Raw genomic sequence first — 14,952 nt, 5'->3', positions numbered from 1 at the left:
CGTCACCGCTCAGCCTCTTGGCCTTCCGCCTTGTCATAGAGAATTGACTGAACTCGGCCGCGAGCCTTGCCGGCAGTCGATTCGCACAACCGTACCCCCCGCCCGACACCGGAGCTCGGCGCGTTCTCACCGAGCAATTCGATACCTGCCCCCTCAAGGGCAGTGATGACCTTGACCAAGGTATCGACAACGCCGCGCACCTGACCATCCGATGACTCCATGCGTTGGATGGTCGGCAGGGAGAGCCCGGCCAGTTCTGCCAGCTGACGCTGGTCCAGGCCGAGAAGGGCGCGCGCTGCCCGCATTTGCTGCGACGTGATCATATGTGCTCCGTGATGTTTTATACATCAAATATCAGTCTTAACAATTTAAGATGGTATTGTATATATGCCTAATGCCATCCATCGAATTAGCTCCTGGGGAGGAGGTCCTCACTGGTAGCGCGGGCGCAATGTGTTCGCCGGTCAGCGGCGTTAACGCCCATCTCCGGCGGATCCCTCGCGACCCCAGCGACTTCCAGCTTGTGGTGACGTTTCACCACGCGAACGGCTCGCTCGGCGAGGCTGAACTGAATCCAATCGGGGCAACAGGCCTCGTGTCAGAAATCGCGTGCGTCATCGACCAGGGCAACGGACGGGAACTCCGGAAGGGAACAGCGCTCGATACCGGAGCATGTATGGCTGACGACCTGCAACACCCGGCCTTGGGCAGGGTGAAGGCCGCGGTGGACCGGCAAAGTCCGACTGCCGATCCCAATGGCAATGCCCCCACGGGAGAACCGCCCGGCAAGACTCGCAACCATCGCCCCAAGCTGTCGCTTCGCTATCGCTCGCAAACGTTCGCGACCGACCTGTGAAGCGCAGCGCCCAAAACCTCCTCACGAGACCCTGAAAGAGGCTTTTGATCCCATGACCCTGACGCCCACATACCCGAAGACCGCCATCAAGGCCGGCGGTCGGCTTCATGAAAACCTCGACACGCCGCAACTTGTGGAACTGGCGCTGCGCCGCGGCGAAGGCCGCATGTCGGAACATGGTGCGCTGGTGGTGGAGACCGGTGAGCACACCGGTCGTTCGGCGCAGGACAAGTTTATCGTCCGGGACGTGCTTACCAAGGACGATGTCTGGTGGGGCACTGCGAACAAGCCCATGAACGGCGAGGCGTTCGAGCACCTCCACGCGGACTTCCTCAAGCACCTTGCCACGCTCGACGACGTATTCGTCCAGGACCTGTTTGGCGGATCGCAGGCTGAACACCGTGTCGGCGTTCGCATCGTTACTGAGCTTGCCTGGCATTCGAGTTTTGTCCGCACCATGCTCGTGCGCCCTTCCGCCGACGAACTCCAGCAATTCAGCGCCGACTACACGATCATCGACCTGCCCAGCTTTCGTGCGGATCCCGAGCGGCATGATTGCCGCTCCGAGACCGTGATCGCCATCGATTTCATGCAACGCCTGATCCTGATTGGCGGCACCGGCTATGCCGGCGAGATGAAGAAGGCGGTATTCACCGTCCTCAACTTTGTCTTGCCGCAGCAAGGCGTCATGCCGATGCATTGTTCGGCCAACATCGGCCCCGATGGCGACACAGCGATTTTCTTCGGATTGTCGGGCACCGGCAAGACCACTCTTTCGGCGGATGCCTCGCGCACATTGATCGGGGACGATGAGCATGGCTGGTCGGACACCGCCGTGTTCAACTTCGAAGGCGGTTGCTACGCCAAGATGATCCGACTCTCCGCTGAGGCCGAGCCGGAAATCCATGCCACGACGCAGCGCTTCGGCACGATCCTTGAAAACGTGGTGATGCATCCCGAGACGCGCGCGCTCGACCTCGACGACGCCTCGCTCGCCGAGAACAGCCGCGGCGCCTACCCGATCCACTTCATCCCCAACGCCAGTTCCGAGAACATGGGGCCGGTGCCGAAGAACCTCATCATGCTGACGGCCGACGCCTTTGGCGTCCTGCCGCCGATTGCGAAGCTCACACCCGAGCAGGCGATGTACCATTTCCTGTCGGGTTACACAGCCAAGGTTGCGGGCACCGAGCTTGGCGTCACCGAACCCGAAGCGACTTTCTCGACCTGCTTCGGGGCGCCCTTCATGCCCCGCCATCCCAGCATTTATGGCAATCTGCTACGCAGACGCATCGCCAACGGTGGCGTCGATTGCTGGCTGGTCAATACCGGGTGGACCGGCGGCCAGTACGGCACTGGTTCGCGCATGCCGATCAAGGTGACCCGTGCGCTGCTTAATGCCGCTCTGTCAGGCAAGCTCAAGCAGGCACAGTTCCGCACCGATCCCAATTTCGGTTTCGAAGTTCCGGTTGAAGTCGATGGTGTCGACACGCAGATCCTCGATCCGCGCGCGACCTGGGCCGACGGGCATGACTACGATCAGGCGGCACGCGGCCTTGCCGACCGCTTCCGGCGCAACTTCACGCAGTTTGTCGCGCATGTCGACGAAAGCATCCGCTCGGCCGCCCCTCCCGGGATGTTTGATGCCTGACCTTATGTTGTCTCCCTTTGATAGATTTCTGGAAAAACCAAAGTCCATGCCCGCCCATGATTCAGGATCGGTGACCGGCAATATCGTCCTCCCCGCCTCGGGCTGGGCGGCGATGTTGCGCGGCTTGATTGGGCGATGCCCGCGCTGCGGCGAAGTGTGCCTGTTCATGCGCTTTCTCAAACCGATCCCGCATTGCAAACAGTGCGCGCAGGACTGGACGCATCAACAGGCCGATGACTTTCCAGCCTATGTCTCGATCTTCGTGACCGGGCATCTCATGGCACCGCTGATCATTGGTCTGACCCGTAGTTCTGACCTTTCGATCACGGCGCTCATCGCAATAATCCTGCCGCTGGCCGTGGTTCTCATGATCGGACTGCTGCAGCCCGCCAAGGGCGCCATCATCGCCTTGCAGTGGTGGTTCGGTATGCACGGGTTCCGCAAGGAGCGCCCGGAAATGGCCCAGAACGAAGCCGAATCATGACGATAGAATTCCGCCCGCTTGCCGCGACCGAAATCGGCGAGGCCGTAAGGCTGTGGGAAGCGTGCGGATTGACCCGCCCCTGGAACGATCCCGAGGCAGATGCCCGGAGGGCAATGGACGGCCCATCCTCCACCATCGTCGCTTCCTTTGCCGCCGGGCGTCTGATCGGAACGGCAATGTGCGGGTGGGACGGCCATCGCGGGTGGATCTATTACCTTGGCGTGGACGACGATTTCCGGCTCTGGGGTATCGGGCGTAAACTCGTCTGGCACTGCGAAGAGTGGCTCGGCCAGTTCGGTGCGCCTAAAGTCCAGCTCATGCTACGCACCGAAAACGAGGCAGCCGCCTGCTTCTACGAGGCAATCGGATACGACGAAGACAGCTTCCGCTTCTTCTATCGCCGCGTCACTTCAAAGTGCCACCGCGAGCAGCAGTCCGAAGCACCCTGACTTGCCAACAAGCCAGATGCACCGGGCATCGTTCATTGCCCGGTGCTTTTGCCTGATGGTTCCAGGCCGGCTCAGGGCTGCTCCGATCGAGCATCTGGGTCACCGTTGGCGTCAGGCGCAATTTTGATTTCAGGCCAGCTCTTGCTGGCGCAATTCAGGATACAGCCAATGGTCGATGCAAACGTCTTTCTCGCCGACAGCAATGAAGTCGGCCCCAAGTTCAAGAACATGCATTTTGGTTTCGCACCGATACCCGGCGACAATGTCGAAATCGAAGGCAAAGCCTATTCCGTCTCCAGCGTCATTCACACGCCCAGCATTTACGGCGCCGGCGCAAAGCTGAAGATCACGCTTCGGGCCAAGTAGCCCAGCCCGAGGGTCGCTCCGGTCGACCCGGGAAACCCGGGCGGCCAGCATATTCTGATTTCAGCCTCGTTCAATTCACGGAGTAATCGGCCTTGCCACAGAGCAAAGTCATCGCGCGTTACGAAGACGCCATTTCAACCGGCCAGTTGCGCCCTGACGACGCGCAGCGTCTGGTTGCGCACCGCTTTGGTAAGGCGATTGCCGAACTGGAAGCACAAGCGCAGCGGCCCGGACTGCTTGCCCGTCTCACCAAACGCAAACCCGATCCTGTTCGGGGTGTCTACCTCTGGGGCGGCGTCGGGCGCGGCAAGTCGATGCTGATGGATCTGTTCTTCGATTGCGTCGATATCGCCGACAAGCGGAGGGTCCACTTCCATGAGTTCATGCAGGAGGTGCATGATCGGCTGCGCGTTGAGCGCGCGAAGGAGACCGGCGATCCGATCCTGCCAGTCGCGGATGCCATCGCTGCGGAAGCCCGGCTGATCGCGTTCGACGAGATGATCGTCACCAACTCGGCTGACGCCATGATCCTGTCCCGGCTGTTCACCCGGATCATCGGCCATGGCGTAACCGTGGTCGCAACCTCCAACCGGCCACCCCAAGATCTCTACAAGAACGGCCTCAATCGCGAGCATTTCCTGCCATTCATCGCACTGCTCAAAGACCGGCTCGATGTCCTCAGCCTCGATGGGCCAACCGACTATCGCATGCAGCGCCTAGGCGGCTTTCAGACCTGGCATGTGCCCAATGGCGCGGCTGCGACGGATGCTCTAAGCCGAGCGTTCTTCCGGTTAACCGATTTTCCGGTCGAAGACCGCGAACACGTTCCGTCCGAGACCGTTGCGATCAGGGGCGGGCGGGAACTGTTCGTGCCCAAATCGCTCAAGGGCGTCGCAGTCTTTTCATTCAAGCGGCTGTGCGGGGAGCCGCGAGGCATTCCCGACTACATGGCTTTGGCGCACCGGTATCACACGGTCATGCTGGTCGGCATCCCGGTGCTTGACGCTAACCGGAAGTCCGAAGCGGCTCGGTTCAAGACCTTGATCGACACGCTGTACGAGAATGGCGTCAAGCTCCTCGCCTCCGCCGATCGCGATCCTGACACGCTCTACTGCGCCACGGAAGATGCATTCGAGTTCGAGCGGACCGTTTCCCGTCTCAACGAGATGGGGTCGCACGACTACCTCGCCCGGGGCCACGGCGTCGGGGAAGAAACGGTCGCGGCGTAGCTCCACGGCAAATATTGCCGTCCACCCACTCACGAGCAGGATCGTGCAGAACAAAAAGGTGCAAGCCGTGACTCAAAAACCACTTCTCAAGCCGACATCCCGCAACAGTGACTTCTACCTGAATCGGCTCAACACATGCCTGGAAGAGGCCAAGGAAGCCTCGCTGCCGCGCGTCCGGGAGCGCTCCTTGCGCGCTGCTGCCGCGTGGAAAGAGATGTACGAGAAGGCGCAGTTGTTCGAACGACGTCTCGGTCGCTGAATCGCCGCTTAAGACCTCGACACTATTCGTCGGAACACAATCATCAAGACTGCCAAGCCGGCAAAGCTGCCACCCGCAATCCCGGTCGCAAGGTGAATTTGCCAAAGACTGATCCGCGCAAAGATTCAGGCGCACGTTCGGCAACGAACTGGGCGAGCATGTTGCGACGGCGTGACGACCTCGGCACGGCTTGTCGAGTCTGGGTTCAGGGCGAAGCTGACCGTTACGAGCCGGACTTCGCGATCTTCGTGATCGCTCCGGCCTTGCCGTCCCAGTCAATTTCGAAGTCCACCTTGTCGCCAACTTTGATACCGGAAAGCTGTTCGGGCTTGGCTGTGAAGCCCATCGTCATGGCGGGCCAGCCGAGATTGCTCATGGCGCCATGATCGAGCGTGATCGTACCCTCAGCGGGATCGATAGCGGTGACCGTGCCGGCCGCCATACCGTGCATCATCTGACCGGCCATGGGCATGTTCGCCATGGGGCCGGATGCGGCGCTGCTCTCAGCGTGCTTCGGTGCATCCTCTTGCTTGTTGCAGGCGGCGAGCGAGGCCATCAGCGCTAGGCTGGACGCCATCATCAGGGTCTTGTTCACTTCACCTCTCCTTCGGGTTGAACAGGGGATCTGGGTCGCCGGCGCATCAGCAGATAAGCCGCCGGAATCACGAGCATCGAGAGCAGCGGTGCGGTCAGCATGCCCCCGATCATGGGCGCTGCGATGCGGCTCATGACTTCCGAGCCCGCACCGCTTCCGACCAGCACCGGCAGCAGGCCCGCAAGGATCACGGCAACGGTCATCGCCTTGGGCCGCACGCGTAGCAAAGCGCCTTCGCGCACGGCAGCGATGACATCGCCGTCGTCACGTGCCTGGAGCGCCTGCTTGAGGTAGATCAGCATCACCACGCCGAACTCGGCGGCGACGCCGGCAAGAGCAATAAAGCCGACCGCGCTTGCCACCGACTGATTGTAGCCAAGCCAATAGAGTAGCCACAGCCCGCCGGTCATTGCGAAGGGCAATGTGCCCATGATCAGCAGCGACTCGTCCCACCGTCGGAAAGTCAGGTAGAGCAGGGCGAATATGACCGCGAGTGTCACCGGAATGACCAGCTTCATGCGTTCCCTGGCACGGACCAGAAACTCGTATTGGCCGGTGTAGGAGACACTGACGCCGGGCGGGAGTTCGACTTTGCTGGCGATCGCCTGGCTGATCTCGCTGACCAGCGTTTGCATGTCGCGGCCGCGTCCATCGACATAGATCCAGGTTACAGGGCGACCGTTTTCGCTTCTGAGCATCGGCGGGCCGTCGCTGATCCTTATCGAGGCTACGGTGCCCAAGGTAATCTGTTGGCCCGACGGCGTCAGCACGGGCAGATTGGCGAGTTTGTCGGGACTGTCTCGCAGCTCGCGCGGGTACCTCACACTGATCGGATAACGTGCAAGCCCCTCGACCGTCTCGCCGACGTTCTCGCCGCCGATCGCGCCGGAGACTACCGCCTGCACGTCCGCGACATTGAGGCCGTAACGCCCGGCTGCCGAACGGTCGACATCGACGTCAATGTAACGACCGCCTGTCAGCCGTTCAGCGAGCGCCGACGCAACACCCGGGACGGTCTTCACAACCTGCTCGATCTGCTTCGCGGTCCGGTCGATCTCGGCAAGGTTTGAACCTGCCACCTTGATGCCTAGCGGGCTCTTGATCCCGGTCACGAGCATATCGATGCGGTTGCGGATCGGCGGGATCCAGAAATTGGCAAGGCCCGGCACCTTGACGCGCGCGTCCAGCTCATCGACCAGCTTGGCTGGCGTCATGCCGACGCGCCATTGCTCACGCGGCTTGAAGCGGATCGTCGTCTCGAACATTTCGAGCGGAGCCGGATCGGTTGCGCTGTCGGCCCGTCCCGCCTTGCCGAACACGCTTTCGACCTCGGGAACGCTCTTGATCAGCCGGTCGGTCCGCTGGAGCAACTTCCCGGCTTCGGCGGCCGAGAGTCCAGGTAGCGCCGAAGGCATGTAGAGCAGATCGCCCTCGTCCATCTGCGGCAGAAATTCGCCGCCGATCCGGGACATTGGCCACAGGGTAGTGGCAAAGATCAGGACTGCGATCAGCAGTGTCTGTTTGGGGCGCCTCAGAACCCATTCGATTGCCGGACGATAGATGCGCGCCAGCCAACGGTTGACGGGGTTTTCTTCCTCGCTCGGGATGCGGCCCCGGATCAGCAAACCCATCAATACCGGAATGAGCGTAATCGAGAGCAATGCCGCTGCCGCCATGGCATAGGTCTTGGTGAAGGCGAGCGGCGCAAACAACCGGCCCTCCTGGCCTTGCAATGAGAAGATCGGGATGAACGAAAACGTGATGATGAGGAGGCTGAGGAAGAGCGCCGGGCCGACTTCTGCGGCAGCATCCGTGATGATACCCCATCGTTTAGCGCCTTCCAGCTCCTTGCCGGGGTTTTCATGTCCCCAGCGTTCAAGGTACTTGTGGGCGTTTTCGATCATCACGACCGCCGCATCGACCATCGCGCCGATGGCGATGGCGATGCCACCCAGCGAGAGGATATTGGCGTTCAGCCCCTGCAACCGCATGACGATGAAGGCGATCAGGATGCCGAGCGGGAGGGTGAGGATCGCCACCAGCGCCGAGCGAGCGTGCCAGAGAAACAGCGCGCAGACGAGCGCGACGATGATGAATTCCTCGACCAGCTTGTGGTTCAGATTTTCGACCGCGCGGTCAATCAGGCCCGAACGATCGTAGGTGGTGACCACCTCGACGCCAGGCGGCAGGCTCCGCTTCAATTCGTCGAGCTTCGTTTTGACCGCTTCGATCACCGCGCGGGCGTTCTGCCCCTGGCGCATAACGATGACCCCGCCCGCGACTTCGCCTTCGCCATTCAGCTCGGCGATGCCGCGGCGCATCTCGGGACCGACCTGGACCGCAGCGACATCGCCGAGCGTCACCGGAATGCCCCCCGACGAGGTGCGGATCGGCACGGCGCGGAAGTCGTCGAGCGTCTTCAGATAACCACCGGCCCGCACCGTGTATTCGGCGCCGGCCATCTCCACGCTCGCGCCGCCGGTTTCCTGGTTGGCTCGCTTCAAGGCCTCGCCGACTTGACCGGTTGTTACGCCGTATGCCGCGAGCTTGTGCGGATCGACCACCACCTGATATTGCTTGACCATACCGCCGATGCTCGCAACCTCGGCAACGCCAGGTACGGTCTTGAGCTCGAAACGCAGGAACCAGTCCTGTAGCGAACGGAGTTGGGCTAGGTCGCGCCCGCCGGTCTTGTCGACCAGTGCATATTCGTAGATCCATCCGACGCCGGTCGCATCGGGCCCGAGCGAGGCTTTCGCCCCTTCGGGCAGTCGGCTTTGAACCTGGCTCAGATATTCGAGCACACGGCTTCGTGCCCAGTAGAGATCAGTGTTATCGTCGAAGAGCACATAGACGAAGCTGTCGCCGACAAAGGAATAACCCCGCACCACCCGTGCGCCGGGGACCGAAAGCATCGTCGAGGTGATCGGATAGGTGACCTGGTTTTCGACGATCTGCGGCGCCTGACCGGGATAAGTCGTGCGAATGATCACCTGCACGTCGGACAAGTCAGGCAGCGCATCGACCGGCGTGGTTCGCACCGCGACCACGCCGATCACAGTCAATACGAGTGCGGCCGCAAGTACCAGATTACGCGCTCTGACCGAGGCGCGGATGATGCTCGCGATCATTCTCCGCTCTCCAGGGCGCGCGCCGGAATGCCCGTCAAGCTCGCTTCGGAATCGAGCAGGAACTGACCGGAAGCGACGACCTTCTCACCGGGAGCCAATCCCGCAATGATCTGCGTTTTACCGCCACCTTCGCGGCCCGCGCGGACTTCAGCCGGTCGATAACGGCCATCGGGCAGGGCCAGCATGACGAGCGTCCGCGCTCCGGTACGGATCACCGCCTCGCTCGGCACAAGCAGCGCTTGGTCACCGCCATCACCCAGCATGACGTTGCTGAACATGCCTGGCCTCAGGCGGCCGCCACGATTGGCAAGCTCGATGCGGACAGTGAGCGTGCGGCTGTCGGCCTGCGCAGTGGGCAGGATCGCGATCACGCGCCCGGTGAAGCTCTCATCCGGAAAGGCGGATAGCCTCGCCATTGCGCGCTGGCCGACCTTGACCATGCCTGCCTGCGCTTCGGGCACGGCGGCGTTGAGCCAGACGGTACCGATGCCGGTCACCTGCGCCAGGGTCTGGCCTTGCGCCAATGTGACGCCCGCCCTTGCATCGAGTGTCTGGATCACGCCCGCAATCGGCGAGGTGATCGTCACCGTACCATTGGTCTGCCCACTGCGCTCGACCCCTGCGATCAGGCCCTCCGACATGCCCATCAGCCGCAGGCGCTGGCGGGCAGCGGCTGTAAGCTCCGGCTTGCTGAGCCGCCTGACTGCGAGAAACTCTGCTTGCGCGCCGCCCCATTCGGGCAATTGGACATCGGCAATCGGCGCGCCCGCACCGATCACGTCGCCGGGCGCACGTCCATAGACGCGGGTGACGAACCCGCCGGTGCGCGCCTGGATGACCGCCACATTACGCTGGTTGAAGTCGATTGTGCCGGTGGCAGTAAACGTCGAGGGCAAGCCACCGATTTCAGCCGTAGCCACGCGCAGCCCGAGGTTCTGCCGGGCGGCGGGATCGATAGTGATGCCAGGGGCGGCGTTCGGCCCCTCCGGTTCATTGGCGTACCTGGGGATGGTCTTCATCCCCATCGAACTGAGCGAGTTGGGATTGTCGTAGTGCTCGGCCGGCACCATCGGATCGTACCAGTAGAGGACTTTGCGTCCCGCTGCCGTCGATCCATCGTCGCTTGCAGGACCGCCGCGTTGACCAATCCAATAGCCGCCGCCACCTGCAACCAGTGCGATTGCCAAAACTCCGGCGCCCCAGCGCACGGCTTGTCTCGCGTCCACGCTCATGGCCGCATCTCCCCGTATGTGAAATTGATCCGGATCGCGTCGCGCGCGACGTCGGCCTCGCGCGACAGCGCATCAACCTCGGCTTCCGCCAGTGCCAGCGTCGAAAGCAGCGCACTTCCAAGGTCGAGCTTGCCTGCGGCATAGCTGGCCATATCTAGCTCAGCCCGCCGCTTCGCGAGCGGCACTAGCGTATTGCGCGCATTCATCAGCCGCTGATGGTGCATGACATGATCGGCCAGGTCGCCATCGAGCGCGGCCACGAGTTCGCGTTCCCCGGCAATGCGCAGTAGCCGCGCCCGCTCTGCCTCGCTCGCGCGTGCGGCGATTTTCGGATCCTGTCTGCTCTTGGCAAAGAGCGGCAGATCGAAGCTGACCCCGACCGACACCATATCGCCATAAGCGGGGTCGCGGCGGGCATAGGAGGTGCTCACACGCCAATCGGGACGCTTGTCGGCGCGGGCCAGTTCGGTTTCCGCGTCAGCAGCCCCGACGCCCGCGTCCAGCGCCTGTAGGCTCGGAAGTGAAGCAAGTCCTGCCACAAGCTGCGCGCGGTCTACCTCAAGAACGGGCGGATCGCCCGCAACATCGGCCTCAGGGTCGCCGGTAAAGCGCGCCAGTCGCGCCTGTGCCTTGGTGACATCGGCGGCAAGCTCGCTGCGACGGTCGTTGACGGCAGCGCGCAGCTGGACGGGTTCGAGCGCCGCGCTGGGCCGCGCAGACCCAGAAGCCAGCCGTGCGGAGACGGTTGCCTGGAGATCCCCGAGGCTTTGATCGAGAACCTGCAACTGTGCGAGCCGCTGCTTGGCATAGTAGAGATCGACCCAGGCGAGCGCGGTCTCGAGGCGGATATTCTGCGCCTCGACCGCAAGGCCTGCTTCGGCGGTGCCGATGTCCGCTCGGGCGCGGGTCCGTTCAGCGCGGCGTTTTGCCGGATTGGGAAAAGCCTGCTCTACACCGATGCGCGCCATCGTCATGCTTTCGCGGGTGAAGCTGAAGCCGGGCGGCCCCGAAATAGGGAAATTGTCGAGGCCGACGGACAGTGTCGGGTCCGGTAGCCGTCCTGACGCAATCTCGGCAGAACGTGCGGCATCGACACCCGAGGCGCTCGCCCGGAGCGATGGCGCCTCGTTTGAGGCACGCTGGAGCGCGGCGCCGAACGTTAGCGGCTCGGCCAGAGCTGCGCTTGGAACGACCGCAACCGATAGGGTCGCGAGAGCCGCCACCGCGGTGGCGGGCGCAATAATCATCTTCATGTGAAGCATCCCTGGTTGAACTTTGCGATGGCGCACGGCGAACCCGGGGGTTCGTCACGCGCGCCAAGCGTTCAGCCAAGGCGTGCGGGTGGTTCTGGCTCGGGACCCATGTCACGCCCGACAAGCGGAGCGGCAGGTGCCTGTAGAGGCGCAGCAGCGCGGAATTGCGGCACCGCGTCAACGACCAGCGGCGGAATCAGCGCCAAGGGCACTGCGCAGCCCATTTTGGCGATGCAGTCCGGCGTCATGCCCTGACAAGGCTGCTTCTCAGGCTGAGGCTGCGGCTTTGCGAGCCCCATCATCTCCGCACAATTCGCGTTCATCGGCGCGGCCGTCGCAGTCTGCTTGGCCTTCTCGACCGGCATGACGTGCGCAAAGGCAGCCTCCTGACCCAAGAGGCCAAGTAATGCTCCCATGAGCAGAGCCAAGGAAAACCAGCGCTTCACGCTTCTTCTTTCGGCCTGCAATTTGCCACTGTCAATTCTCGGGCCGGATGCTGCCGGGTTTCAGCAAGTCCGGCAAGGATCGGGCAGTCAGGCCGTGCGTCGCCGCTACACCCTTCGGCCAGATCAAGCAGGGTGCGTCGCATGGCTTCGAGCGCTGCTGCTTTTCGGGCAAGATCCTCTGCATGACCGAGGGCGATGGCCTTGACCTCGCTGCTGGCCCTTTCGCGGTCGTCCCAGAGGCTGAGAAGCGCGCTTATCTCGTCGACTGAGAACCCGAGGTCGCGGGCATTGGCGATGAAACGCAGGCGCTCAACCGAACGTGGGGGGTAGTCTCGATAGCCGTTGTCGCGCCGGTCCGGCGGCGGCATGAGTCCGATACCCTCGTAGTGACGGATCATCCGCTGCGACACGCCCGTCGCTTTCGATACCTGCCCGATGTTCATGGACGTTGCTCGCCTGATCGCCGGTGCTGGCCATGGTGATGGCCGCCGTGGAAGAAGTGCAGCAACGGACAGGCGAACAGGAAGGCGTAGGGTATCAGGCCGAACAGGTGCTGCCGATGCTCCGGGTAGAACAAGTAGGCCGCGATAAGGCCTGCCGACACCGCCGCGAGCAACCAGGCTCGTCTGCTGGAAAGATTCATAGCGCGATCCTCCTCAGGCGCAGCGAATTGCCGATGACGCTGACTGACGACAACGCCATCGCCGCTGCTGCGATGATGGGCGAGAGCATGAGGCCGAACAGCGGGTAGAGCGCGCCCGCCGCCACCGGGATACCCGCGACGTTGTAGGCAAAGGCGAAGAACAGGTTCTGCCGGATGTTCGCCATAGTCGCATGGCTCAGGTGGCGAGCTTTGGCGATGCCTGTGAGATCTCCCTTAAGCAGCGTAATACCCGCGCTCTCGATCGCGACATCGGTGCCCGAGCCCATGGCGATGCCGACGTCGGCGGCGGCCAGTGCGGGGGCGTCGTTTACGCCATCGCCTGCCATGGCGACGATCCGGCCTTGTTCCCTCAGGCGCTTGACGATCTCGCTCTTCTGGTCGGGTAAGACATCGGCCTCGATGTCCGTAATGCCCAGCCTGCGGGCGATGGCTTCGGCCGTGACGCGATTATCTCCGGTCAGCATGATGACATGGATGCCCGCCTCGGCGAGCGCCAGAAGCGCGGCGGGGGTCGTCTCCTTGACCGGATCGGCGATGCCGATTGCACCCGCGACGTTACCGTCAACGCCGAGGAATATCGCGGTTGCGCCTTCACCCCGCAGGCGGTCGGCTCGCTCGGCCAGTGGCTCGATCGAGATGCCTTGTTCATCGAGAAAGCGGGCGTTGCCAGCGTGAAGCCGATGACCATCGACAGTGCCGGTGATGCCTTTGCCGACGGGCTGATCGACGTCGCCCGGTTCGCTGATCGCGAGGCCTCGTGCTTCGGCTTCCCTGACGATCGCGAGGGCCAAGGGGTGTTCACTGCTGCGTTCAAGGCTGGCGGCAAGGCGCAGAACTTTGTCTTTGTCGAAGCCATCGGCGGTTTCGATGGCCACCACCGCGGGCTTGCCTTCAGTTAGCGTGCCGGTCTTGTCGACGACCAGCGTGTCGACTTTCTCCATGCGCTCGAGACTTTCCGCATTCTTGATAAGAATGCCCGCCTGCGCGCCGCGACCGACGCCGACCATGATCGACATTGGGGTGGCGAGCCCAAGCGCGCAGGGACAGGCGATGATCAGCACCGCGACCGCCGCGATGAGGCCATAGCCCATCGCGGGCGGCGGGCCGACGAGTGACCAGGCGATGAAGGCCAGCACCGCGACCGCGATCACCGCCGGCACGAACCAGGCGGACACCGTATCGGCAAGCCGCTGGATCGGCGCGCGACTGCGCTGGGCATCGGCAACCATCTGGACGATGCGCGCGAGCATGGTGTCGCGCCCGATCTTCTCGGCGCGCATCACGAGGCCGCCGGTCTGGTTGATCGTGCCGCCGATCAGCTTCGACGCTGCCTCCTTGGTGATGGGCATGGACTCGCCAGTGACCATCGATTCATCGACCGTGCCGCGACCTTCCAGCACCACGCCATCGACCGGAACCTTCTCGCCGGGACGGACGCGCAGCGTATCGCCAACCAGCACCTCGTCGAGAGTGATCTCCTCATCCGATCCATCGGTACGGACCCGCCGGGCGAGCTTGGGAGAGAGATCGAGCAAAGCACGGATCGCGCCGCTGGTCGTCTCGCGTGCGCGAAGTTCGAGTAACTGGCCGAGCAGGACCAGCACGGTGATTACCGCTGCCGCCTCGAAATAGGCTGGTACCGCGCCGTGCGCCGTCCGGAACGCCATGGGGAAGGCTCCTGGCAGGAGCGCAGCTACCATGCTGTAAGTCCAGGCAACGCCAGTACCCATGGCAATCAGCGTGAACATGTTGAGATGGCGGCTTCTCACCGAGGCCCAGCCACGTTCGAAGAACGGCCAGCCAGCCCAGAGTACGACCGGCGTCGCGAGCGCCATTTGCAGCCAGTTCGACATCTGCTGGCCGACCAGACGGTTGAGCCCTAGCAGATGCCCACCCATTTCGAGGGCGACAACCGGCAGGCTCAGGACGAGCCCGATCACGAAGCGCCGTTTCATGTCGGCGTATTCCGCGGAGGGACCATCATCGAGAGACGGGGTTACCGGCTCCAGCGCCATCCCGCAGATCGGGCAGGTACCAGGACCGGGCCGCTGGACCTCGGGATGCATCGGGCAAGTCCAGATTACGCCATCGGCCGTCGCTAGTTCGGTCGGCTTTGCTGCAGCGCCTGTATAGCGTGCTGGTTCGGCGTTGAACTTGGCGAGGCAGCCCGCGCTGCAAAAGTAGTGATGGGCGCCGGCATGGGTGGCGACGTGCAGCGCCGTCGTAGGATCGACGCTCATCCCGCAGACGGGATCAGAGACCATTCCCTGTGTCGAAGTTCCGGAATGGGCGCAGGGGGTGTGATCGTGATGCGGGCGCGGCTCGGCCATGGTTGAG

16 protein-coding genes are annotated in these 14,952 nt (G+C 62.9%); 7 read left to right on the top strand and 9 right to left on the bottom strand.

Going from position 1 to position 14,952, the window contains the following annotated elements; translation table 11 throughout:
* Positions 1 to 2: 2 nt before the first annotated feature.
* Positions 3 to 323, bottom strand: coding sequence for a helix-turn-helix domain-containing protein (locus K426_RS03340; protein WP_066553728.1), 321 nt, complete (start codon positions 321 to 323; stop codon positions 3 to 5).
* A 353-nt stretch (positions 324 to 676) separates the two neighbouring features.
* Here K426_RS03340 and K426_RS31995 point away from each other — a divergent pair, with 353 nt between their 5' ends.
* The 7 genes from K426_RS31995 to K426_RS03305 all read left to right on the top strand — a co-directional run bounded on the left by K426_RS31995 (position 677) and on the right by K426_RS03305 (position 5,294).
* The gene (locus tag K426_RS31995) at positions 677 to 856 is read left to right on the top strand and encodes a hypothetical protein (protein WP_162492909.1); all 180 of its coding nucleotides are present in this window, start codon (positions 677 to 679) and stop codon (positions 854 to 856) included.
* A 52-nt stretch (positions 857 to 908) separates the two neighbouring features.
* Positions 909 to 2,507: a phosphoenolpyruvate carboxykinase gene (locus K426_RS03330; protein ID WP_066553723.1), complete on the top strand. Its 1,599-nt coding sequence runs from the start codon at positions 909 to 911 to the stop codon at positions 2,505 to 2,507.
* Positions 2,508 to 2,577: 70 nt separating this feature from the next.
* Entirely contained in the window at positions 2,578 to 2,991 is a 414-nt protein-coding gene (locus K426_RS03325; RefSeq protein WP_237229920.1) for a DUF983 domain-containing protein, read from the top strand.
* Positions 2,988 to 3,440: a GNAT family acetyltransferase gene (locus K426_RS03320; protein ID WP_066553718.1), complete on the top strand. Its 453-nt coding sequence runs from the start codon at positions 2,988 to 2,990 to the stop codon at positions 3,438 to 3,440. The genes K426_RS03325 and K426_RS03320 overlap by 4 nt, the downstream gene beginning before the upstream one ends.
* A gap of 168 nt (positions 3,441 to 3,608) precedes the next feature.
* Complete coding sequence (locus K426_RS03315; protein ID WP_066553716.1) at positions 3,609 to 3,806, top strand: hypothetical protein; 198 nt, start codon at positions 3,609 to 3,611, stop codon at positions 3,804 to 3,806.
* 92 nt (positions 3,807 to 3,898) lie between these two features.
* Positions 3,899 to 5,035, top strand: a complete 1,137-nt coding sequence (gene zapE, locus K426_RS03310; protein ID WP_066553714.1) for a cell division protein ZapE — start codon at positions 3,899 to 3,901, stop codon at positions 5,033 to 5,035.
* A gap of 43 nt (positions 5,036 to 5,078) precedes the next feature.
* Entirely contained in the window at positions 5,079 to 5,294 is a 216-nt protein-coding gene (locus K426_RS03305; protein WP_066553710.1) for a hypothetical protein, read from the top strand.
* A gap of 223 nt (positions 5,295 to 5,517) precedes the next feature.
* Here the strand turns inward: K426_RS03305 and K426_RS03300 are convergent, their stop codons facing one another.
* From K426_RS03300 to K426_RS03265, 8 genes are all read right to left on the bottom strand, one after another.
* Complete coding sequence (locus K426_RS03300) at positions 5,518 to 5,889, bottom strand: copper-binding protein (protein ID WP_066553708.1); 372 nt, start codon at positions 5,887 to 5,889, stop codon at positions 5,518 to 5,520.
* Positions 5,886 to 9,020, bottom strand: a complete 3,135-nt coding sequence (locus K426_RS03295; protein WP_066553706.1) for an efflux RND transporter permease subunit — start codon at positions 9,018 to 9,020, stop codon at positions 5,886 to 5,888. The genes K426_RS03300 and K426_RS03295 overlap by 4 nt, the downstream gene beginning before the upstream one ends.
* Positions 9,017 to 10,252 carry an efflux RND transporter periplasmic adaptor subunit gene (locus K426_RS03290; protein ID WP_066553703.1) on the bottom strand — a complete coding sequence of 412 codons (1,236 nt, stop codon included), beginning with the start codon at positions 10,250 to 10,252 and terminating at the stop codon, positions 9,017 to 9,019. Before K426_RS03290 ends, K426_RS03295 begins: the two co-directional genes overlap by 4 nt.
* Positions 10,249 to 11,499, bottom strand: coding sequence for a TolC family protein (locus K426_RS03285; RefSeq protein WP_066561293.1), 1,251 nt, complete (start codon positions 11,497 to 11,499; stop codon positions 10,249 to 10,251). The genes K426_RS03290 and K426_RS03285 overlap by 4 nt, the downstream gene beginning before the upstream one ends.
* Positions 11,500 to 11,576: 77 nt before the next feature.
* Positions 11,577 to 11,951 carry a hypothetical protein gene (locus tag K426_RS03280; protein WP_066553700.1) on the bottom strand — a complete coding sequence of 125 codons (375 nt, stop codon included), beginning with the start codon at positions 11,949 to 11,951 and terminating at the stop codon, positions 11,577 to 11,579.
* A complete protein-coding gene (cueR, locus tag K426_RS03275) occupies positions 11,948 to 12,394 on the bottom strand; it encodes a Cu(I)-responsive transcriptional regulator (protein ID WP_066553697.1) in 447 nt (148 codons plus the stop codon). The genes K426_RS03280 and cueR overlap by 4 nt, the downstream gene beginning before the upstream one ends.
* Positions 12,391 to 12,594: a DUF2933 domain-containing protein gene (locus K426_RS03270; RefSeq protein ID WP_066553694.1), complete on the bottom strand. Its 204-nt coding sequence runs from the start codon at positions 12,592 to 12,594 to the stop codon at positions 12,391 to 12,393. The genes cueR and K426_RS03270 overlap by 4 nt, the downstream gene beginning before the upstream one ends.
* Positions 12,591 to 14,945, bottom strand: a complete 2,355-nt coding sequence (locus K426_RS03265) for a heavy metal translocating P-type ATPase (protein ID WP_082748398.1) — start codon at positions 14,943 to 14,945, stop codon at positions 12,591 to 12,593. Before K426_RS03265 ends, K426_RS03270 begins: the two co-directional genes overlap by 4 nt.
* Positions 14,946 to 14,952: the final 7 nt, after the last annotated feature.

The organism is Sphingobium sp. TKS, from assembly GCF_001563265.1.
Taxonomy (GTDB): Bacteria; Pseudomonadota; Alphaproteobacteria; order Sphingomonadales; family Sphingomonadaceae; genus Sphingobium.
Note: the sequence above shows the minus strand (reverse complement) of the source record. Positions and strands in the feature narration are given on the sequence as shown.

What these genes read in the sequence shown, in the direction of transcription:
- K426_RS03340 (WP_066553728.1), bottom strand. Translation starts at nt 323, where the DNA reads ATGATCACGTCGCAGCAAATGCGGGCAGCGCGCGCCCTTCTCGGCCTG.
- K426_RS31995 (WP_162492909.1), top strand. Translation starts at nt 677, where the DNA reads ATGGCTGACGACCTGCAACACCCGGCCTTGGGCAGGGTGAAGGCCGCG.
- K426_RS03330 (WP_066553723.1), top strand. Translation starts at nt 909, where the DNA reads ATGACCCTGACGCCCACATACCCGAAGACCGCCATCAAGGCCGGCGGT.
- K426_RS03320 (WP_066553718.1), top strand. Translation starts at nt 2,988, where the DNA reads ATGACGATAGAATTCCGCCCGCTTGCCGCGACCGAAATCGGCGAGGCC.
- K426_RS03315 (WP_066553716.1), top strand. Translation starts at nt 3,609, where the DNA reads ATGGTCGATGCAAACGTCTTTCTCGCCGACAGCAATGAAGTCGGCCCC.
- K426_RS03295 (WP_066553706.1), bottom strand. Translation starts at nt 9,020, where the DNA reads ATGATCGCGAGCATCATCCGCGCCTCGGTCAGAGCGCGTAATCTGGTA.
- K426_RS03290 (WP_066553703.1), bottom strand. Translation starts at nt 10,252, where the DNA reads ATGAGCGTGGACGCGAGACAAGCCGTGCGCTGGGGCGCCGGAGTTTTG.
- K426_RS03285 (WP_066561293.1), bottom strand. Translation starts at nt 11,499, where the DNA reads ATGATTATTGCGCCCGCCACCGCGGTGGCGGCTCTCGCGACCCTATCG.
- cueR (WP_066553697.1), bottom strand. Translation starts at nt 12,394, where the DNA reads ATGAACATCGGGCAGGTATCGAAAGCGACGGGCGTGTCGCAGCGGATG.
- K426_RS03270 (WP_066553694.1), bottom strand. Translation starts at nt 12,594, where the DNA reads ATGAATCTTTCCAGCAGACGAGCCTGGTTGCTCGCGGCGGTGTCGGCA.
- K426_RS03265 (WP_082748398.1), bottom strand. Translation starts at nt 14,945, where the DNA reads ATGGCCGAGCCGCGCCCGCATCACGATCACACCCCCTGCGCCCATTCC.